This window comes from Hespellia stercorisuis DSM 15480, from assembly GCF_900142165.1.
Taxonomy (GTDB): Bacteria; Bacillota; Clostridia; order Lachnospirales; family Lachnospiraceae; genus Hespellia; species Hespellia stercorisuis.
On the sequence record NZ_FQZY01000016.1, the window covers coordinates 67003 to 87727 of the forward strand.

Here is a 20725-nt window from a genome sequence, read left to right on the forward strand (position 1 = left end):
AGGTGGGAGATCAATGTCGATTAGAATGAGAATGAACAAAAGTCCGATTATAATCTGGCTGGTTGTGTGGCTGCTGCTCTCCAATCTGAGTGGTGTAGTCGAGGCGATTAGCGGTAACGGCAGCACAGTGACGCAGGATGAAAGCATGATCACAAATGCTTACCATACAGAAATTACGGTGAAAGAGGATCAGAGCTATGAGGTGGCGGAGAAAATAGACGTCACCTTTTATTCCGCGCGACATGGGATATACCGTTATATTCCGAATGTCGGTATGGCAGTCTCTGCTGGTGAAGACGAAAAAACAGAGCGCATTCCGTACAGAGCCTCCGTTGTTCTCGGAAAAAGTGACCAGCCGGTATCAGAGAGTACGGAAAACGGAAATAAAGTATACAGGTTTGGGGACGAGAACCGCATGGTGAGTGGGAATCAGACGTACAGTTTCACTTACCATGTCACACCGCAGTTTCAGGCAAAGGAATACAATAATGCGTATTACAATGTGTTTCCGACACAGTGGCAGAATGCAATTCCTTCGGGGAGCAGTTTTTCGATTGCATTTCCAAAGGATTTTGATCAAAGTAAGCTGAAATTATATTACGGGACATTCGGGGAGACGAAGAATGCAAAAAATATTCTGACGCTCACGTGGAAAGAGAATACGCTAACCGGCGTGCTGAACCGGGATCTCCAGTTCGGAGAGGGAATTACATTCTTCGTTCCGATGAAAGCGGGTTATTTTACACAGACGCACCAGATAAAAGGAATAGAATGGCTGATTCTGATTCCTGTGGCCGTAGTTTTTCTGATTCTGTTGATCCTGTTCCTGATGTTTGGAAAGGATGAGACGATCATTTCATCGATCCAGTATCAGCCGCCGGAGGGGCTTGACAGCGCGTCGGTAGGTTATATCATTGATGGATCCGTTGAAAATAAGGACCTGATATCTCTGATCATTTACTGGGCTGACAAAGGATACATCGGCATAAAGGAACAGTCATCTGACAATCTGGTTCTGGTAAAGAAGCAGGATCTTCCTTCCAATGCACCGAGCTATCAACACACCTTATTCAATCGTATATTCGAAAATACAGAGAAGCGCGATCTGTCTACGCTGAAATATAAGTTCGAGGGCACGCTTGAGATGGCGGGAAAACAGTTGAAGAATTTCTTCCGAAACGGAACGCAGGATGCAATATATACTACATCTTCAAAGGTGGCGCGGGCGGTGGCACTTGTACTTTGCACGCTTCCAATGGCGTATTTTATGGCAGTGACCAGTCTGCTGTCTTACACGAGCGTATTCAGGATTGTACTGCAGGTGATTCTCTGGATCGCACTGCTGGCCGGAGTGGTCATATTCTGCAGAGCCATTGACCAATGGTATACGACCAGTGGAAAAATGCGCAGAGCCAAGGCGGCGACGGCATTGGGAATCTGCTTTATCTCGGCGGCACTGTACACCGGCAGTTACATTGTCCGTGTGCTGCAGGGAGAAGTATTCCAATATATCTGGGTGTTGGCCGTGGTTCTGATTCTGACGGCATGTATGGTGATTCTGACAGGCTTTATGAAGAAACGGACCGCGAGATGTATTGAGTGGATGGGAAGGCTGACAGGACTGCGTGACTTTATCGAGACAGCAGAATTGGATCGGATGAACGAATTAGCCAATGGCAATCCGGAATGGTTTTACCATATTATTCCGTATGCGTACGTGTTTGGACTGTCGGACGTATTTGCGAAAAAGCTGAAGGAACTGTCACTTCCGGCTCCACAGTGGTATCAGCCATACCATCAGTATACTTTTTTTGATTATTATCTGTTCAGCAGGTGTATGAGCCATAGTCTGAACAGCACGGTTTCCACGCTTACCGTTCCACAGCCCCAGAGCACGGTATCTTCCGGCGGCACAGGAGGCACAGGCAGCTTTGGAGGAGGTTTCGGAGGCGGAGGCTTTTCGGGAGGCGGCTTCGGCGGAGGCGGAGGCGGCAGCTGGTAAATGAAGAATAAGAAGAGTGCTGTGATCTGCAGCACTTTTTTTCGACTTATGAAAAGAGAATGGAAACAGGAGAGATATGAGATGGAGAAAACAATTCATTTGAGGTGTGCATTTTTCGTTATGGCATGTTTCGCGTATCTGCTGATGCCGGGGAGTGTATTTGGAGATGGACTGGATTATAAGCTTTTTCACGAAGTGCATGTGAATTTGAAAGAAAAACACAATCATACCAGAAAATTGACAGACAGCAATGGGCGGGACCTCAATTTGAATGATGCAGATTTAAAACAGTATCTGGCGGATCAGCAGAAGAAAAGGCGGGGCGAAGAGGTAGTTGTAGCGGGAATGCCGAATAAAGAGACAGATTTGGTAATGCCGGTCAGCGAAGCCAGAGCAGATGCTTATAATTCGACAGACAACAGGAATGTGGCAGAAACAGAAGGTATGCCGGATCTTATAAATGAGCTGGAAACCGAAGTCCCTGCGAATACTGTGGTGGCGGAGGGAACGGGAGGAATACCGTCTTCTGCAGACGGGACGGAAACAGAAGACAATTTGGAAAATATCGACATGCCTGGAGCAGGTGAATTTCCGGACATTGACGCACCTGTGAATGGTGGGACAGAGAAGGAACCGGCAGAGGTTCCAGATGAAATCAGAGCAGGTTTTCAATTTGATGAAAATGGGAAACTGATTCATTATTACGGCGGAGACTGCAGTGTGGATGAAGGATATCTGGAAATTCCGCCGGACCGATGCAGTGGGATAGCCTTTGGCGCGTTCAGCGAGTGCGAAGACATGATCACAGAAATTTTTCTCCCATCAAGTATCGCGGAGATTGAGGCAGGAGCATTTACCGGACTGGAATCTGTAGAGTGGATTGAAGCGGAGGCGGGAAACGTATGCAGTGTGGATGGCGTTCTGTTTAACGGAGACGGAACAGAAATTCTCTATGTTCCGAGCGGGCGCACCGGAGGATATGATGTCCCATCGACTGTAAATCGGATTCATGATTATGCGTTTGATGCGACTGGTCTCTCCATCATAGATATGAGAAACTGCAGTATGGTACAGTTGGGCAGCAAGATTTTTGGAGAGGACAGCGGAGAGGGAATCATGGTGTATGTGCCGGAGGAAAATTACGACTATTATGAGACGGCGTTTGCAGCATATCAGGTGACTTTGGAAGGAAACGGACATGAGTAGCGCACTCGTTGCAGTTTGCGTTGTTGTCTGGACAGTTCTGGTCATACTGACATCGTATTCCATCTGGCGAGCGGATCTGCTGGTCTGTCTGCTCGTGGATGGTGCAGTATTCTGGGCTCTGACGAAAAGCAGCTATTCGGACATGAAAATATTTCTGTATCTTATTCTTATTATCACGCTGTGGACATGGATGAGAAGTGTCTCTTCCAGCAAGATTGTAAACCGGGGGATGGCCGTGACGGCGGTGGCAGCGATTCTTCTGTTCCTTGTTGTTTCCGGTATAGTCTGCGGCGATTGGGGCAGAAAAATTGTCACAGCGGCAAAACGGGATGTGAAAGAAATAATCAGCGTCTGCCGTTATGGGAGAAATCATCCAGATGCGGCGTGCCTTATGAACGTCAAAGTTCCGGTGGGTACAACGCTGTATTTGAAAAGTAAAATCGATACAGTATACAAAAATGGGTGCTGGAGCGAGGTTCCGGATCCGATCATCACCCGAAAATATGCCGGGATGGATGCGTATTTCCATAAATATGGGTTTTCTCCAGAAACACAGTTGTCAGAATATCTGGAGGATTCCGGTGTGAAGGGACGGGAAAAGATTGAGGTTACTTACAGTGGACTGAACCGGGAAAAGCTGTATATTGCCAATCATGTCACGGCCGAATCTTTTCAGGAGCTGGCGGGCGACTGTTTTGTGGATCAAATTCCCACCACGTCAGGTCTGATTGGAAGAGATCATTTTTCCTATCAGGTGACAGAATGCGATATTTTAGAAATGTACCGCATGAATGAGCCGAATCCGGAACCGGGGGCAGATACAGAGTCAGAAGCAGAGACAGAATCGAAATCAACAGGTGAGGGATCGGAAAAAGCTTACCGCAGGTGTGAAATGATATACCGGAATTATGTCTATGATACCTGTCTGCAATTACCCGCAGAATTTGAAGAGCATTATCCGGAAGAAGAACTGGCTGTGCTGGGTGGAAATACAGTCGCTGAGGCGGTGGAGTCTGTGCGTGCTTATCTGCAGGATGTAGATGAACACGTCGGAAAAGAAGAGTGGGTGACGCATGCGGTGTGGCTGCTGCGCAGATGCGGAATCCCTACAAGATATGCGAGCGGATATTACCTGCATGCCCCGGAGGATGGCTCGGAAACGGCAAGTATTGCAGTCGACCGGACGAACAGACACGTCTGGGCTGAGATTTATCTGGATGGAATCGGTTTCGTTCCATTTGAGGTGATTCCCGAATACTATGCGCCGGATCGGGAGACAGCAGACGCCGCTGCGACGGCACAGGCATCTGTGCAAAAGAGCGGGGAGCCGGAGATGTTTTCCGAAGGAAATGTGAAGAGCAGGAATCGCCGTATCATTATCTCGGGCTTTATAGGAATTGCCGTATGCATGTTCTTCGTTGATTTCTGCATTCAATATTTTTACAGAAGAAGGCTTTACAGTGAAAACGTGATAGAATTTGCCCGATTCATGGACAGAAGCTTGGAAAACGTGTTAAAATGTGATAAAGTAAGTGGTGATTTTCAAAAGATGATTCATACAGAAATCTGGATTCGTGAACAATTTGGAACTGTGGCAGCGGAAGCGTTTTTGCGCATCAGAGAATATCTGAACTGTGTCCAGTTTAATGAAAAGGAACCGGAATACCTGCGGAAGGAAACTGTCCGGGAGGATTTGCGAAGACTTTATTCTGTAACATCCAGAGAGATGAGGATTGTGAGAAAGGTGAGGATGCGTTTTCTTGGACGCGTCCAGTGATGGAGGATTGAGGCGATGAAAAGTGGAAAGAGGTGCAGAATCATAGCAGTTGCACTTGCTTTATGCATGTCGGCACCTCTTGCCGGCTGTGAGGCGCTGATGGAGCATGAGGTGATAACGGAAGAAAGAACAAAAGGAAAACCCGAGTATCGAGGATTTGACGATCTGCCGGTGGAATATAACGGACCTGCAGTCGTACAGGATGGGGGCGTTGTGATCAAGGACGGAGGAATTGCGGATGGTGTTGATCACTGGAATGAGTTCCTGAAGAAGACGGAGGAGAAGACGCCGTGCAGCATCCGGATCATGCAGAGAGTCAATCCGGAGAATCTTATTTTGCGGGATGTCATTTATGATGGAAACACCTATCGTCTGATTATTTCGACGAACCCGGACAAGTATGATTATACTTATTCGTATTTATACGATCTGAGGGGGAGAAGGAGCAAAAACTCCAGATTGTCCCGCGTCGTATTCCTGACCAACGAGAAAGATGCGAAGTTTGAGGATGTGATCGGCAGCCTCGGGAAAAATGAGGAGAGCCAGAAACTGAACTTCCAGCTGCTGTTCCGCGAAAATTAAACCTGGTCCTGGTTGAAGATTATGCGCGTATGCCTTATAATGAAATAAAGAGAGGATTCGAGAAGACATAAAAACTATTAGTTTTCCGATGCTTTTGTGGTTTTTCACGGAGGATCAAAAACGTGGTTAGGAGGGTGGCTTATGTTAAAATCAAGTTTGCTTAAGATGTTGGAAGAGAGTAAGTATACGGTAGTGCTCAGTGGCGTTGGAATGGTGTTGGAAAATGGCTATTCGACACTCAGGGACAGTGACGATTCCTATGAGATCGAAGAAAAATATGGCTATTCCGTCGACGAACTCTACTGCAGCGCATTGTTTAATACGCGTCCGGGGCTCTTCTTTGAGTTTTACCGAAATGAGATACTTTCACAGATTGACATTCCGCCGGGAGATGGATATAAATTCCTGGCTCAGATGGAGAAAGACGGGCTGGTGGATGCAGTCATAACAAGAAGAGTATTCGCACTGCCGGAGCGGGCGGGATGTAAAAATGTGGTGAATCTGCACGGAACAGTGTACGATAATTATTGCCCGAGCTGTGAAAGGACATTTCCGGTAAGCTATATCAGAGAATCAAAAAAAGTACCGCTCTGTCCAGACTGCAATACCACAGTCAGACCCAAGGTCTGTCTGCTCGGTGAGATGGTGGATAACGCGCAGATGACGAGAGCAGCGGAGGAAGTGGAGAAAGCGGATGTCCTGCTTGCGCTGGGCACGAATCTACATACCCCGCTCTGTAATCAGATGATTCAGTATTATGATGGTGATAAGCTGATTCTGATTACTAAGAACAAGCATTTTTCGGATAAGGCGGCGGATTATGTGATATACAGCAGGGTGGATGAAGCTTTAAAAACTTTATTGTACAAATAGGAAACACTGAATTTATAAGGCACCAGAGTCAGAAAACAGAAAGATTACAAAACAGAAAGATTATAAAACAGAAAGAATTGGAGAACTATCATGAGTAAAGTAAGAACAAGATTTGCACCAAGTCCAACAGGAAGAATGCACGTTGGAAACCTGAGAACCGCATTGTATGCATATTTGATCGCAAAGCATGAGGATGGATGCTTTATGCTGCGTATCGAGGACACCGATCAGGAACGGTTTGTGGACGGCGCTCTGGAAATTATCTACAGAACACTGGAGAAGACAGGACTGGTTCATGATGAAGGCCCGGACAAAGACGGCGGATTCGGCCCCTATGTACAGAGTGAGAGAAATGCATCCGGGCTTTATCTGAAATATGCAAAGCAGCTTGTGGAGCAGGGAGATGCCTATTATTGTTTTTGCGACAAGGAGCGTCTGGATTCTCTGAAAACTTCTGTATCTGAGGATGGCACGAACATTGTTGTGTATGACAAGCACTGTCTTTCACTGAGCAAGGAAGAGGTGGAGGCCAATCTTGCGGCAGGAAAGCCATGGGTGATCCGGATCAATATGCCAACGGAGGGCACAACCACATTTCATGATGAGATTTACGGTGATATCAGCGTTCCGAATGCGGAGCTGGATGATATGATTCTGATCAAATCGGACGGATATCCAACCTACAATTTCGCCAATGTTGTTGATGATCATCTGATGGAAATCACACACGTTGTCCGCGGAAATGAATACCTGTCCTCAGCACCGAAATATAACAGGTTATATGAGGCGTTCGGGTGGGAGGTTCCAGTGTATGTACACTGTCCGCTGATCACGGACGAGACACATAAAAAGCTCAGCAAGCGCTGCGGTCATTCTTCCTATGAAGATCTGATCGATCAGGGATTTCTGACGGAGGCTGTGGTCAATTATGTGGCACTGCTTGGCTGGAGCCCTGCAGATAACCGCGAGATATTTACGCTTCAGGAGCTTGTAGAGGCGTTTGACTATCATCATATGAGTAAATCACCGGCAGTGTTCGATCAGGTGAAACTCAAATGGATGAACGGTGAGTACATCAAGGCGATGGATTTTGAAGAATTTTATGAGATGGCAGAGCCGGTGATCAGAGAAGTTATTACCAAAGATTATGATCTGAAGAAAATCGCAGGCCTTGTGAAGACCAGAATAGAGATATTCCCAGACATCAAGGAGCAGATTGATTTCTTCGAGGAACTTCCGGAATATGACACAGCAATGTACACACATAAGAAGATGAAGACGAATGCGGAGACATCTCTCGAGGTGCTGAAGGAAGTGCTGCCACTCTTTGAAGCGCAGGAGGATTACAGCAATGAGGCATTGTTTGCGACACTGAAGAGTTATGTTGAGACCAAGGGCTGCAAGAACGGCTATGCGATGTGGCCGGTTAGAACCGCAGTATCCGGTAAACAGAGCACACCGGGCGGCGCGACAGAAATCATGGAGATCCTCGGAAAAGAGGAGTCCATCAGACGAATTAAAACAGGTATTGAAAAGCTCAGCTAGTTGATCGGTAATTAATAGAAAGAGGTATTCATGAGTTTAAATCAGGCTCAATACGAGGCAATCGTCCATAACCAGGGACCTTGCCTCGTTCTTGCTGGTCCCGGATCGGGAAAAACCCTGACAATTGTAAAAAGAATTGAATATTTGATTAAGAAGTATAAAGTGAGGCCCGAAGATATTCTGGTCATCACATTTACAAAGTATGCTTCTGTGGAGATGAAGAAACGGTTCCGGTATCTGATGAAGGACGAGCATGTCCCGGTAACGTTTGGAACCTTCCATGGGATTTATTATGGAATCTTAAAATGGGCATATGGCTTCGGACCGCAGAATCTGCTCTCGGAGGAGGAGAAGTATGCACTTCTTCGATCCGTTTGCGAACAGATCGACGCGGAGGATCTGGGAGATTCCGCAGATGAAAAAGAATTTCTGCAGGATATTGCTACGGAGATCGGCAGAGTGAAGAACAATCTGCTTGAAATCGATGAGTTTGTATCCACGGTGTGCAGGCCGGGAACATTTCGCGAGATATTTCGTATGTATGAGGAGCGCAGAAAAAAAGAAAAGAAAATCGATTTTGATGATATGCTGGTGCTGTGCTATCAATTGTTCAAGAGCAGACCCGATATTCTGAAAAAATGGCAGGAAAAATTCAAGTATATTCTGATCGATGAATTTCAGGATATCAATCAAGTGCAGTACGACGTGATTAAAATGCTTGCAGCACCGGAGAACAATATGTTCGTGGTCGGAGATGATGACCAGTCGATTTATGCATTTCGCGGTGCGAGACCGGAGATTATGTTCCGGTTCAAAGAGGATTATCCAGATGCGAAGGAGCTTCTGCTGAATGTGAATTACCGTTCGACACAGAATATCGTGAATCAATCTCTGAAGGTGATTGGCAATAATGAGACAAGGTTTGTCAAGAAAATCGAGGCTGAGAAAGAGAAGGGAGAGACTGTTCATGTTCAGGAGGTGCGAGATCCCGTGGAGGAGAGTCTGTACGTGATCAGCGAGATTCAAAAAAAGACTGCGGAGGGGATTCCGCCTGAAAAAATAGCGGTCCTGTTTCGCACGAATACGGACGCTGGTGCACTGGCAGAGACGCTGCTTGAGCACAATGTGGAATTTCAGATGCGGGAGCATATTCACAATATCTATGATCATTTTGTGGGAGAAAATATCAAGACTTATTTTCAGATGGCAGTCGGTTCGAGACAGCGCAGGGATTTTCTCGCAGTCATGAACAGGCCAAACCGCTATATTGGAAGAGACAGTCTGGAATCAGGGCCGGTATCGTTCGAGAGTCTTCGCAGATTTTACTGTGATAAAAGCTGGATGCAGGACCGGATCGATCAGTTTGAACTGGATCTTCGGATGATGAAGAAGATGGCGCCCTATGCGGCGATACAGTATCTGCGAAAAAGAGTAGGCTATGATGATTTCCTGCGCGATTATGCACTATACCGCAAGGTCGACAGAAAAGAATATATGGAAGTGCTCTCCGAGATTGAGGAACGGTCCAAATCCTTTGCCACGCTGGAGGAGTGGATTTCCCATGTGGAGGATTACAAGGCAGCGCTTCAGAGCAAGGCCAAAAACAGGCAGGAAGCCCAGCGGGGAATCCATCTGATGACAATGCACGGTGCGAAGGGACTGGAGTTTGACACGGTGTTCGTGATTTGTGCGAACGAGGGGAGTATTCCCCATAAAAAGGCGGTCCTGCCGGAAGAAATCGAGGAGGAGCGAAGACTGTTCTACGTTGCGATGACCAGGGCAAAAGAAAAACTGATCATCTCTTACACAAAAAATAAAAACGGAAAGGATTGTAATCCTTCCCGTTTTGTAGATGAATTATTTGTCGGTGTCTGATTCTTCTAACTCGTCATATTCCTGTGCATCCAGCCATTCGTCAAACTTGTCTGCCGCCAGTTCGTACTCGTCATCGTCCTCGATATTTTCCAGATCGGGCTCGCCCGGAGTGCTCTCTGAATAGCGGTAGATGTAAACTTCTCCGGACTGGTTCTCCTCCCCATCTTTATCCAGTGGTAAAAGTGCAATATATTCGTGCTCGCCAGCCTCGTAGATGGTAAGAACGGCACATTCTAATTCTTCATCGTTGTCTAAGGTGAGTGTAACCGTAATTGCTTCTTGTTCGCTCATAATTTTTCTCCTTTTCTCATGTATTTCTTTAACTCTATCAAATATGTGGCAGAATTGCAAGAGAAAAACAAAGTGAATCTATTGACAATACCTCAAAACAAGGTAGAATAAAGTAGTGGTATTATGTACGAACGAATAAAACGGAGGTTTTTATGAAAAAAAGGCTATTGAGCATATTTGTTATGGCTATGCTTGTGAGCTCCATTTTGTGCGGCTGTAAAAAGAATGTAGGCACTTCGGAGGACAATGCAGTTGTCGAGGAAAAGGATGATGAAGAGGAGTCGGAGGATGTGAGCCTCACATTTGGTTATACATGCATTGATATGTCAAACCCATATTTCCAGGCATTACAGCTGGCAATCCAGACGGAACTGGAAGAGAAGGGGGATCGGCTGATTTCATTCGATGCCGCTCTGAGCGAGGAGACACAGCTGAAACAGATAGACACATTCATTGAGAAGCGGGTGGATGCGGTTTTCCTCTGCCCGGTCGACTGGGAGGGGGTCACACCTGGTCTCGAAAAATTAAAAGAGGCAGGGATTCCGATTATTAATATCGACACAGAGGTGAAAGAAATCGATCTGGTGGATGCATATGTCGGATCCGATAACAAGAATGCGGGGTATGTATGCGGGGCGAATCTGGTTGAAGAATATCCGGAGGGCGGAAAAATCATTGTTCTGGAGTGCCCGACAATGAACTCGATCAATGATCGGATCACCGGATTTGAGGAGGCGATTGCCAACAAAGGGTTCGAGGTGATTGCGAGAGAAGATACGCAGGGAGATCTGCAGGAATCGATGGATGCGACAAAAAGGCTGCTTGAGAAATACGATGACATTGACGCCATTATGTGCGGTAACGATCAGACGGCTATCGGAGCACTGGTTTCCGTTCGAGAGGCGAATCGCCGGGGGATTTTGATCTACGGTGTGGATGGTTCACCGGATCTGAAAAAGGAACTTGTGAAATCCGATACCTCTTGTGCCGGAACAGGGGCACAGTCCCCGGTGAACGTGGGACAGACTGCAGTAAATGTAGCACTGGCAGTAATAAATGGAGAACCATTTGAAAAGACGACTTATGAGGAGACTTTTTTTATCGATAAGGATAATGTGGAGTTATACGGAACAGATGGCTGGCAGTAGAGAAAGGACATAATCATGAAAAGAGCGCAAGGATATCCAACTCCGTTAGGTGTTTCAAAAAGGGAGAAACGTGTTAATTTTGCAGTGGAGGCAGTGCAGGGAGAGGCGTGCGAGCTGCTGCTGTACAAACAGAATGAGAGTACTCCATTCCAATCCTACGAAATGCCCGAAAAAAACGGAATTGGCATGGTGCGCTTTCTGGAACTGTCAGACTGGGATGAACAGATCGTCTCATATCAATATAAAATGGGAGAGAAGCTTGTTGTGGATCCTTATGCCAGGGCGATCGCCGGGAAGGGCAGCTTTGGCGCACAGCCTGGCGAGGAACTCCGCGGAGTGGTCGGCGCAGAGTCCTATGAGTGGGAGGGGGATCGGCCGCTGCAGCTTCCCTATAGTGAGATCGTGGCGTATTCACTTCATGTGAGGGGATTTACAAAGCACAGCTCCTCGGGAGTGAAACACAAAGGCACGTTTTTGGGAGTTGTCGAGAAGATTTCTTATTTGAAGGAGCTGGGAATCAATCAGATTCACTGTATGCCAGTCTATGAATTTGAGGACTATCAAAAGAATTATGTAAACTACTGGGGCTACGGATCGGCGTATTATTTTGCACCGAAAGCATCCTACAGTGCGACCGGTGATCCGGTCCGGGAATTGAAGGATATGATCAAGGCCTGCCACAGCGAGGGGATAGAGGTGATCTTGGACCTGCCCTTTGACCAGGGTACTCACGGGCAGATGGTGGAAGCCTGTCTTCAGCATTATGTAATAGAGTATCATGTGGATGGATTTATTCTGAATCCGTACAACGTTCCGATGGAGAGTATCAGACAGAATCCGCTTTTGAAGCGGACCAAGATCATGACAAAGGACGATGGATTTCAGAATGCAATGCGCAGATTTTTAAAGAGCGATGAGGGGACCGTTATGGGAGCAGTCTGGGCGCTCCGGCACAACACAAAGGATGATGGGAACTTTAATTATATAACGACGCACACCGGTTTCACACTGGAAGATCTGGTGTCTTATGACGGGAAACACAATGAACTGAACGGAGAAAAAAATCAGGATGGCCCGGATTACAATTACAGCTGGAATTGCGGTGCAGAGGGTGTTACCCGCAGAAAAGGCATTCTGGAGCTTCGCAGAAATCAGGTGAAGAACGCATTTTTTCTTTTGCTGATGGCGCAGGGAACTCCTTGTATTCTGGCGGGAGACGAGTTCTCCAACACACAGAAGGGCAACAACAACGTGTATTGTCAGGATAATCCGACAGCCTGGCTGAACTGGAGCAGACTGAAGCGGAACCCGGAGCTGTTTCAGTATGTAAAGGCATTGATTGCACTTAGAAAAGAACATCCTGTCCTGCACAGGGAGTCAGCACTTTTGGGGCTGGATACCATTTCCTGTGGGATTCCGGACGTATCATACCATGGTGAGAATGCGTGGCAGATACCGTCCGAGATCTCGAGCAGACAGCTGGGGATTCTTTATTCGGGGGAAGATGTGAAAGATGATGACTGCTTTGTGGCCTATAATATGCATTGGCTCAAGCACTCCTTTGCACTGCCCACACTGAGCCGGAAACGAAAGTGGTATCAGGTTACAGAGACAACGCAGGGCGTATTCGAGAAACCGAAGCTGCTGAAAAACCAGAAGGAACTGGAAGTAAAGGAACGCACGATCGTGCTGTTAATAGGAAGGTAAGAGAGTTGAAATCTATGAATGTATTGCAGCATTTTCATACAATTACAAGACATAAACTGCTGGTGATGAAGGAGTGCTTTCAGGTGGGACTTTATAAGCAGGGACTCCTTCATGATTTATCCAAGTATACCTGGACAGAGTTCAGTGTGGGGTGCAGATATTATCAGGGGACGAGGAGTCCGAATAATGCAGAGCGGGAAGTGATCGGGTATTCTTCGGCATGGCTGCATCATAAGGGGCGCAACAAGCACCATTATGAATACTGGATTGATTACGGAACGGACGGGGACGGAAAGATGGTCGGGATGGAGATGCCGGTCTGTTATGTGGTGGAGATGTTTTTGGACCGTATCGCGGCCTGTAAGATCTATATGGGGAGCGCGTATACAGACGATGCTCCGCTGGATTATTTCATGAAAGGAAAGGGCCATTATCTGATGCATGAGAAGACAGAAGATTTACTGGAAAGTCTGCTTCGCATGCTGGCGGACCAGGGCGAAGCAAAGACTTTTGATTTTGTGAAAAATGTACTCTTAAAATGTGAGTGATCATTTGTGTTATTTTATTCTGGATAATAGAACTGCTTGTCGGTGATATTATCCAGAACTTCTTTTAAGAACTTTCTGGCGAGGAATCTGGCCATAGGAAGATTCATATCCAGATAATTTCCACAGTCTTTCGCTGCAGCACCAGGGACGTCTCCCGAAAAATCCGCGATAAAATGAAACATTTCCTTTAACAGATCGACGATATCTCTGGATTCATAGTCTCCGGTCAAAAGCAGATAAAAGCCGGTACGACAGCCCATTGGGCCGAAATACAGGATCTGAGAGCCAAATCGACTGTGATTGCGAAGAAATGTGGCGGCTAGATGCTCGATGGTGTGCGTCTCTGCCGTATTCATGACTGGTTCATCGTTCGGGCTGGTCATGCGGATGTCAAAGGTCGTGACCGTTGTGTTTCCGACCGGATCTTTTCTGGAAACATAGACTCCGGGTACCAGCTTAATGTGATCAATGGTGAAACTTGTAATTTTTTCCATAAGAATACTCCTTTTTGTTTTTTTCGGGGATAGATTTTTGATTGGGGACGTACAAATGCAGCAGCATTTGTACGTCCCCAATTGATGGTTCCCTGCATCTGACAATGCGGGGATCTCTTTAGTTGTCTACTTCGTCCATGGTGTAGGTCTGGCGTTTTCTTGCCATCTCATCACTCTCAAGATACTCGTCGTAGGTGGTGATCTTATCGATCAGTTTTCCGCCCGGAACAATCTCCATGATACGGTTTGCAGTTGTCTGAACAATCTGATGATCTCGTGAAGAGAAGAGCAGGACACCTGGGAATTTAATCATACCGTTGTTTAATGCGGTAATGGATTCCATGTCAAGGTGGTTGGTTGGCTCATCAAGAATCAGGACGTTTGCACCGGAGATCATCATCTTGGATAACAGACATCTGACCTTCTCGCCTCCGGATAATACCTTGAGACGTTTGACACCGTCCTCACCGGCAAAGAGCATACGGCCCAGGAAACCACGCACATAGGTGACATCCTTGTTCTCGGAGAACTGGGTCAGCCATTCTGTGATGGTGTAATCATTGTCAAATTCTCCGCCGAAATCCTTCGGGAAATAAGCTTGTGTTGTGGTGATTCCCCACTTGTAGGTTCCCGCGTCCGGCTCCATCTCGCCGCTCAGAATCTTGAAGAGCACGGTTTTCGCCAGCTCATTACCGCCGACGAATGCGACTTTATCCTCGCGGTTGATCGTAAATTCCAGATTATCCAGAATTTTGACACCATCGATGGTTTTGGAGAGACCTTCCACGGAAAGGACTTCGTTACCGATCTCGCGGTCCGGACGGAAGTCGATGTATGGGTATTTACGGCTGGAAGGACGGATGTCATCGAGCTCGATCTTCTCCAGCGCTTTTTTACGTGAGGTTGCCTGTTTGGATTTGGAAGCATTTGCGGAGAAGCGGGAGATGAAGTCCTGCAGTTCTTTGATTTTGTCTTCCTTCTTTTTGTTGGCTTCCTTCATCTGTCGTACAATCAGCTGGCTGGATTCATACCAGAAGTCATAGTTGCCGGCAAACAGGGAAATCTTGCCATAGTCGATATCTGCAATCTGTGTACAGACTTTATTGAGGAAATAACGGTCATGGGATACCACGATAACCGTGTTCTCAAAGTTGATCAAAAATTCCTCCAACCATGCAATCGCATCCAGATCCAAATGGTTGGTCGGCTCATCGAGGAGCAGAATATCCGGATTACCGAAGAGTGCCTGCGCCAGGAGTACCTTTACCTTTTCGGCACCGGTCAGATCCTTCAGATATTTGTAGTGGAGGTCCGTGTCGATTCCGAGACCGTTCAGAAGTGTTGCGGCATCTGATTCCGCCTCCCATCCGTTCATGGTGGCAAATTCACCCTCCAGCTCGCTGGCTTTCATACCATCTTCATCGGTGAAGTCTTCTTTGGCGTAGATGGCTTCTTTTTCTTTCATGATCTCATAGAGTCTGGCATTGCCCATGATAACCGTATCCAACACCAGGTATTCGTCGTATTTGTAATGATCCTGCTGCAGGAATGAAAGACGCTCTCCGGGTGTAATGATAACTTCACCGTTGGTGGGCTCCAGATTCCCGGATAAGATCTTCAAAAAAGTAGATTTTCCGGCACCGTTGGCACCAATCATACCGTAACAGTTTCCTTCTGTAAATTTAATGTTCACATCCTCGAACAGGGCTTTTTTCCCGACACGAAGCGTGACGTTACTTGCACTAATCATGTTTCTATTCTCCTTACTTTCACTGGCGGCAAAGCGGACGCGAACCCCCGTTTTACCACGTATTCATGACGTCCCGGCAGATGCTGCATTCAGGCGGTCATAATCTGATTTTCCATTGTTTATATTACCATGCAAACAGTACAATAGCAAGAAATTAAGAGAAAAATTCATTTCCCGGTTTTCTAAAAAATAAAAACAGTATATAATAGAAGCCAGAAAGTGAGGAATTACATATGGAAAAGGCAACGTTGGTTTTAGAAGGTGGTGCAACAAGGGGCGTTTTTACAGCAGGGGCCTTGGATTATATCATGGAAAAGGGACTGTATCTGTCACATGTGATCGGTGTTTCTGCGGGATCGTGCAATGCAGTGAGCTATGTTTCCAGACAGATTGGAAGAACAAGAGACTGTATGATCCACAAGGAGAAGGAGTTAAACTATTATTATGGAATCAGAAAATCCATAAAAGAAAAGAGTATTATGAATATGGATATGATTTTCAATACATATCCCAATGACCTGATTCCGTTTGATTATGACACCTATTTCAATTCGGAGATAGACTGCAGGATGGTGGCGACAAACTGTATTACCGGGAAGGCAGAGTATATGGATGAACGGTCAGACCGGGAAAAATTTATGAAAATCTGTCGTGCCTCCTGCAGCATGCCGCTGGCGTGTCCGATGGTGAATATCGATGGAGTTCCCTATCTGGACGGCGGAATCGCGGATTCCATCCCAATTGAGAAAGCACTGGAGACGGGCAACGAAAAGACGGTAGTGATTCTGACGAGAAATGCGGGATATAGAAAAAAACGGCCGGCGGAACCGGTCGTCAGACTGTATCGCAGGGCGTACAAGTCGTATCCGCGATTTGTACACACCCTGATCAGAAGAAATTATATGTATAATCAGGAAATAAAGCGTGTGAAAGAACTGGAGCAGGCGGGACGAATCTTTGTGCTCCGCCCGGTGCTGCCGACAGTATCCAGACTGGAGAAGGATACACAAGTACTGACTGATTTCTATAACCATGGCTATCAGCTCATGGAGAAGGAATATGAGAACCTGTTAAAATATCTGGAAAAATAAGGAGGAGAATTATGTATCTTTTCGATCACCACATTGCAACAAAGAGTTCGCAGCAGATGTCAAAGGTCACGGATATGGTCCGGGAGGATATTATCAAGAGCGGGGTCCGCAGCGGAATCGTTGTCGTTTATTCTCCACACACGACGGCGGGATTTACCATCAATGAGAATGCAGATCCGGATGTGGTACATGACATGCTTCTTGGATATGAGAGCGTGTTTCCCACACACTCCGAACATTACCGTCATGCGGAGGGAAATTCTCATGCGCATATGAAGACTACGGCATTTGGCCCATCACAGACGCTGATCATACATGATGGTGAGCTGATACTCGGAATGTGGCAGGATTTGTATTTCTGCGAGTTCGACGGACCGAGAAACCGCAAGTTTTTCGTGAAGATCATCGAGGGATAAACCTGCGGTTTTGGAAAATCGGAACAGAGTCACCCGCAAGAGATTAATAGTCGATTTTTTCCAGAAACAGACCCTTGGGGTCGCAGGCTTCTGCAGGCTGCTCAGATCCCAGAAAGATGGAATCGATGGTGTCGGCCTTGCGGTTTCCGGCGCCGATATCGAGCAGTGTTCCGATGATCAGCCGCGCCATGTTGTGGAGAAAATCGCTGGCATGTATGGTGATCTGGGTTTCACCGAAATCCTCGTAGATGTCGATGTCGTAGATCTCACGCTTAGTGGATTTGCTCCGCTTTGCGGTGGTGAAGTTTTTGAAATCGTGTTTTCCGACCAGGAGGAGGGCTGCCTTTTTCATGGCTTCGGTGTCTGGTTTTTTGAATGCATAGTAGGTATATTTCCGCTCAAATACGCTCGGGACATCCGAGGTGAGGATGCGGTACATGTAGGTACAGCCTCTTGCGTTCAGTGCGGCATGAAAACGCTCCTGCTCATCGGTGACCTCTAAAACGGCGATATCCATCGGAAGATACCGGTTCAGATAATGTTTGATCTCGATTGGTGTGATCTGCGAGGAAGTCTTGAAGCTTGCAGTCTGGGCATGAGCGTGAACGCCGACCTCTGTACGACAGCCGCAGAAAAGTTCAGGAACCTCGCCGGTCATCTTCTGCAGGACCTCGGTGATCTTGTTGGAGACTGTGTTGGCAGATTCGCCTTTTCCCATGCGCTGCCAGCCCTGATAGCGGCTGCCGTCATATTCTATGGTAAGTTTGATATTTCTCATTTGATACTCCTGTTCTGTGTCAGACTATGACACGCTGTGTACTGGAGGTACGGTGGGGAGGTACGATCCAGTTTGCTATGGATAATAGATGGAGCAGATGCATCGAAACGGATCTCGTTCGCGGCATCTGCGCAGGCACTAAGGTTCCGCCCACCTGCGGTGGATATCCTTAGTACAATTAGTGAAACAAATCATTCACTTTACATGAACACTATACATGAAAAATGCCGGGAAGACAATAAAAGAATGCTTTCAGGGGGCGCAGAGCACCTGACGGCAGACAGTTAATACCCGTGTTACTTATATAAAATTAAAAAAACAGGGAGTAAATCAATTATGACAGAACGAAAAGTAGTAGATTCCATGACAGAGACCATCCACATGATCCGGCCAACTCATTTAAACAGTGCGGGACGGCTCTTCGGAGGCACACTCATGCAGTGGCTGGACGAGGTGGCCGGTCTGGTTGCCAAGAGGCACACCCACATGAATGTGATAACGGCGTCGGTAGATAATCTGAAATTCCTGCAGGGCGCTTATGCGAATGACATGGTCGTCATTATCGGGAAAGTGACGTTTGTTGGCAGAACCTCCATGGAGATAAGGGTGGATACGTACCGCGAGGATCTAGAGGGGATGAGAAGGCCGATCAACAGAGCCTTTTTCACCATGGTTGCGCTGGACGAAAACGACAGACCCACGGAGGTGCCGCGTCTGATTATCGAGACGGAGAATGAAAAGGCAGAATGGGAGTCTGCGCAGAAGAGACGTCAGATGCGTCTGACAAGAAAGGAAGAAGGGTTTTAGGCCTTCTTCCGGAAGAAAGAGTGAACGAGCTGGATTGTTTTGTCAATTTCAGCCTGTTCTTTTTTTGATTTCCCTTCTTTTAAGACAGAAAAGATCAAGTCTATTTCGTCTCCTGTAAAATGTATCTTCTGTTTGTTTGCATTTCCAATCAGTGACATCATGATGGGTGCGAGCTCTTTGCCGGACTTGCCGTCCGCCTGTTTTGCTGCCATTTTGATCAGTTCTACTTTGATGGGATCCATATCCTTCAGTGTGGGATGGTTCAGCCATTCATTCATCGTCAGCATCATCTCCTTTCTGTTCATGATTTTCATCTCCGGAACCTTCCCCGAATGTCTGGAACAAATCCGAGAAATTTGAAAAGTCCGGGAAATTGCCAAAATCCATATCCGCTCCATCAAAATTTTTAAATAGCTCCATGGTCTGGAGCATACTCATGATCGAATCGATGGAATGGCTCTGCCCGGGGTCCAGATAGGGGCGGATCTGTTCCAGCATATCTGTGAAAGACTTTTTGGGGGACCCAAGGCTCTGAATCTGCATGACTGCTTTTTTGTCAGAGTATAACTGCATGGTGTGCTCTAACTCGAAGAACTTGATGGCCACAGCGATTCCCCGTTGGTTTGTCAGCGGAAGAAAGGGGAGAAGGAGTTTTATCATTTGAAGGTCAGAAGAAACGACCAGATGGTCAAAGGGCGCCATGAGTCTTTTATATTCCTCAGCCATAAGTTCCTCTCAAGGATAACGTTGTAAATATATATGCATCTTCAGCGGGAAAAATGATTGATTTTTGCGAAAACATGAAATGCAGGAATGAGATTCGATGACTTTTTATTTTTGTCGGCATATAATATAGTAGGATAAAAGAAAAGAGATGAGTATATGTGAAGAGATTAATCATAGATGGGAATGCCGTGTACGAGATTGATGAAGAGTGTATGCTGAAGAAACGCTTAAAGGAGGAGGAACAGAAAAATACAAAGAATACAAAACGAGGTGGGAAAGAGAAGAGGGAGAGGCGGTAACGGAAGACGTTCTGCAAGAATGGGAATCCGCGAAGACATTCTTCATATTCTGTTTTCTTTATATATCAAAAAAAGATGCAGCAGGTTTGCTGCATCTTTTTTGTAGAAAACTAACAGCCACATCCGCCGCCGAATGAGTCACCGCAGCAGAGCAGAAGAAGGATGATCCAGAGACAGTTGTTGTCTGATCCACAGCCACAATCTCCACCTCTCGAACCGCATCCGCCATTGCCACAACCGCCACAGCAGAAGAGCAGAATAATGATCCAAAGACATGAAGAGCCACCGCCGAAGAGTCCGCCTGAACTACATCCGCATCCACAGTCACAGTTTGTTGCACTTAATTCACTCATGTTAAAATCCTCCATAAAGATTTCTTTATTTACAGTTTATAATATGTGGCAGGGCTTGACTGAGTTTTTGTTTTTTCGTATTTTTTGAAAAGATTTATAAGGCTCCTGTTCCAGCGTTGAGGAATAAAAACTTTTCGCAATAAAATAACCAGAATCTAAGCAGGAGTACCTCTTGTGCGGTAAAATATAAGTAACAAATTTTTCGCACAGGAGGTTTTTACGAATGACAAAGAAAGAAAAACGTGAACGAAAGAAACAGGACCGTGGAATAGTTGATTTTATGATGGTTACAAATCATTTCTTTCATTATTTACAACAATGGATCTCGGAAATGAACGATCCAAGAGATTCAAGTTACATCACGTATTCGCAGACTGATCTTGGGTATATGGCGATTCTCAAAAATATCTGCGGACAGCATACAATGAGAGAAATGGAAGAAAATTTCAATCATGAG

Annotated in this window: 23 protein-coding genes; 16 read left to right on the forward strand and 7 right to left on the reverse strand. The window is 46.4% G+C overall.

Annotated elements, in window-relative coordinates; genetic code table 11:
• The first annotated feature begins 13 nt into the window (after positions 1–13).
• The 7 genes from BUB85_RS06610 (at position 14) to BUB85_RS06640 (ending at position 9860) form a co-directional block, all read left to right on the forward strand.
• A complete protein-coding gene (locus BUB85_RS06610) occupies positions 14–2002 on the forward strand; it encodes a DUF2207 domain-containing protein (protein ID WP_242945368.1) in 1989 nt (662 codons plus the stop codon).
• 81 nt (positions 2003–2083) lie between these two features.
• Positions 2084–3208: a leucine-rich repeat protein gene (locus BUB85_RS06615; protein WP_159434621.1), complete on the forward strand. Its 1125-nt coding sequence runs from the start codon at positions 2084–2086 to the stop codon at positions 3206–3208.
• Positions 3201–4985, forward strand: a complete 1785-nt coding sequence (locus tag BUB85_RS06620; RefSeq protein ID WP_073107221.1) for a transglutaminase-like domain-containing protein — start codon at positions 3201–3203, stop codon at positions 4983–4985. The genes BUB85_RS06615 and BUB85_RS06620 overlap by 8 nt, the downstream gene beginning before the upstream one ends.
• 15 nt (positions 4986–5000) lie before the next feature.
• The gene (locus tag BUB85_RS06625; RefSeq protein ID WP_073107225.1) at positions 5001–5567 is read left to right on the forward strand and encodes a hypothetical protein; all 567 of its coding nucleotides are present in this window, start codon (positions 5001–5003) and stop codon (positions 5565–5567) included.
• 141 nt (positions 5568–5708) lie between these two features.
• Entirely contained in the window at positions 5709–6440 is a 732-nt protein-coding gene (locus BUB85_RS06630; protein ID WP_073107228.1) for an SIR2 family NAD-dependent protein deacylase, read from the forward strand.
• Positions 6441–6530: 90 nt separating this feature from the next.
• Positions 6531–7985: a glutamate--tRNA ligase gene (gltX, locus tag BUB85_RS06635; RefSeq protein WP_073107231.1), complete on the forward strand. Its 1455-nt coding sequence runs from the start codon at positions 6531–6533 to the stop codon at positions 7983–7985.
• Between the two features lie 30 nt (positions 7986–8015).
• Positions 8016–9860 carry an ATP-dependent helicase gene (locus BUB85_RS06640; RefSeq protein ID WP_073107233.1) on the forward strand — a complete coding sequence of 615 codons (1845 nt, stop codon included), beginning with the start codon at positions 8016–8018 and terminating at the stop codon, positions 9858–9860.
• Here the strand turns inward: BUB85_RS06640 and BUB85_RS06645 are convergent.
• Complete coding sequence (locus BUB85_RS06645; protein WP_073107236.1) at positions 9843–10151, reverse strand: DUF1292 domain-containing protein; 309 nt, start codon at positions 10149–10151, stop codon at positions 9843–9845. The two genes, BUB85_RS06640 and BUB85_RS06645, sit on opposite strands and share 18 nt — an antisense overlap.
• A 152-nt stretch (positions 10152–10303) precedes the next feature.
• Between BUB85_RS06645 and BUB85_RS06650 the strand changes: the two genes are divergently transcribed.
• Genes BUB85_RS06650 through BUB85_RS06660 form a run of 3 tightly spaced genes read left to right on the forward strand, consistent with a single transcriptional unit; the run spans position 10304 to position 13554 of the window.
• Complete coding sequence (locus tag BUB85_RS06650) at positions 10304–11299, forward strand: sugar ABC transporter substrate-binding protein (RefSeq protein WP_073107239.1); 996 nt, start codon at positions 10304–10306, stop codon at positions 11297–11299.
• Positions 11300–11314: 15 nt separating this feature from the next.
• Positions 11315–13006: an alpha-amylase family glycosyl hydrolase gene (locus BUB85_RS06655; RefSeq protein WP_073107242.1), complete on the forward strand. Its 1692-nt coding sequence runs from the start codon at positions 11315–11317 to the stop codon at positions 13004–13006.
• 14 nt (positions 13007–13020) lie between these two features.
• Complete coding sequence (locus tag BUB85_RS06660; RefSeq protein ID WP_073107245.1) at positions 13021–13554, forward strand: DUF5662 family protein; 534 nt, start codon at positions 13021–13023, stop codon at positions 13552–13554.
• Positions 13555–13568: 14 nt separating this feature from the next.
• Here the strand turns inward: BUB85_RS06660 and BUB85_RS06665 are convergent, their stop codons facing one another.
• Both BUB85_RS06665 and BUB85_RS06670 read right to left on the reverse strand, forming a co-directional pair.
• The gene (locus BUB85_RS06665) at positions 13569–14048 is read right to left on the reverse strand and encodes an S-ribosylhomocysteine lyase (protein ID WP_073107248.1); all 480 of its coding nucleotides are present in this window, start codon (positions 14046–14048) and stop codon (positions 13569–13571) included.
• A 118-nt stretch (positions 14049–14166) separates the two neighbouring features.
• Positions 14167–15798, reverse strand: a complete 1632-nt coding sequence (locus BUB85_RS06670; protein ID WP_073107252.1) for an ABC-F family ATP-binding cassette domain-containing protein — start codon at positions 15796–15798, stop codon at positions 14167–14169.
• Between the two features lie 233 nt (positions 15799–16031).
• Here BUB85_RS06670 and BUB85_RS06675 point away from each other — a divergent pair, with 233 nt between their 5' ends.
• Positions 16032–16889 (forward strand): patatin-like phospholipase family protein, encoded by an 858-nt coding sequence (locus BUB85_RS06675; protein WP_073107254.1) that lies wholly within the window; start codon positions 16032–16034, stop codon positions 16887–16889.
• 11 nt (positions 16890–16900) lie between these two features.
• The gene (locus BUB85_RS06680; RefSeq protein ID WP_073107257.1) at positions 16901–17305 is read left to right on the forward strand and encodes a secondary thiamine-phosphate synthase enzyme YjbQ; all 405 of its coding nucleotides are present in this window, start codon (positions 16901–16903) and stop codon (positions 17303–17305) included.
• Between the two features lie 43 nt (positions 17306–17348).
• On the opposite strand, the gene truA is transcribed toward BUB85_RS06680, so the two are convergent.
• Positions 17349–18083, reverse strand: a complete 735-nt coding sequence (gene truA / locus BUB85_RS06685) for a tRNA pseudouridine(38-40) synthase TruA (RefSeq protein ID WP_073107259.1) — start codon at positions 18081–18083, stop codon at positions 17349–17351.
• Positions 18084–18155: 72 nt separating this feature from the next.
• Between truA and BUB85_RS21850 the strand changes: the two genes are divergently transcribed.
• Both BUB85_RS21850 and BUB85_RS06695 read left to right on the forward strand, forming a co-directional pair.
• The gene (locus BUB85_RS21850) at positions 18156–18371 is read left to right on the forward strand and encodes a hypothetical protein (protein WP_073107262.1); all 216 of its coding nucleotides are present in this window, start codon (positions 18156–18158) and stop codon (positions 18369–18371) included.
• A gap of 48 nt (positions 18372–18419) precedes the next feature.
• Positions 18420–18890, forward strand: a complete 471-nt coding sequence (locus tag BUB85_RS06695; protein ID WP_242945369.1) for an acyl-CoA thioesterase — start codon at positions 18420–18422, stop codon at positions 18888–18890.
• Here the strand turns inward: BUB85_RS06695 and BUB85_RS06700 are convergent.
• Together BUB85_RS06700 and BUB85_RS06705 are read right to left on the reverse strand one after the other, a co-directional pair.
• A complete protein-coding gene (locus BUB85_RS06700; RefSeq protein WP_073107291.1) occupies positions 18887–19168 on the reverse strand; it encodes a hypothetical protein in 282 nt (93 codons plus the stop codon). The two genes, BUB85_RS06695 and BUB85_RS06700, sit on opposite strands and share 4 nt — an antisense overlap.
• Positions 19161–19616 carry a hypothetical protein gene (locus tag BUB85_RS06705; RefSeq protein ID WP_073107268.1) on the reverse strand — a complete coding sequence of 152 codons (456 nt, stop codon included), beginning with the start codon at positions 19614–19616 and terminating at the stop codon, positions 19161–19163. The genes BUB85_RS06700 and BUB85_RS06705 overlap by 8 nt, the downstream gene beginning before the upstream one ends.
• Positions 19617–19774: 158 nt before the next feature.
• On the opposite strand from BUB85_RS06705, the gene BUB85_RS21710 reads away from it, so the two are divergent.
• Positions 19775–19915 carry a hypothetical protein gene (locus BUB85_RS21710; protein ID WP_200803550.1) on the forward strand — a complete coding sequence of 47 codons (141 nt, stop codon included), beginning with the start codon at positions 19775–19777 and terminating at the stop codon, positions 19913–19915.
• Between the two features lie 110 nt (positions 19916–20025).
• On the opposite strand, the gene BUB85_RS06710 is transcribed toward BUB85_RS21710, so the two are convergent.
• The gene (locus tag BUB85_RS06710) at positions 20026–20268 is read right to left on the reverse strand and encodes a chorion class high-cysteine HCB protein 13 (RefSeq protein WP_073107271.1); all 243 of its coding nucleotides are present in this window, start codon (positions 20266–20268) and stop codon (positions 20026–20028) included.
• 223 nt (positions 20269–20491) lie between these two features.
• On the opposite strand from BUB85_RS06710, the gene BUB85_RS06715 reads away from it, so the two are divergent.
• A partial coding sequence (locus BUB85_RS06715; RefSeq protein ID WP_143160669.1) for a transposase family protein occupies positions 20492–20725 on the forward strand: 234 nt, incomplete at its 3' end.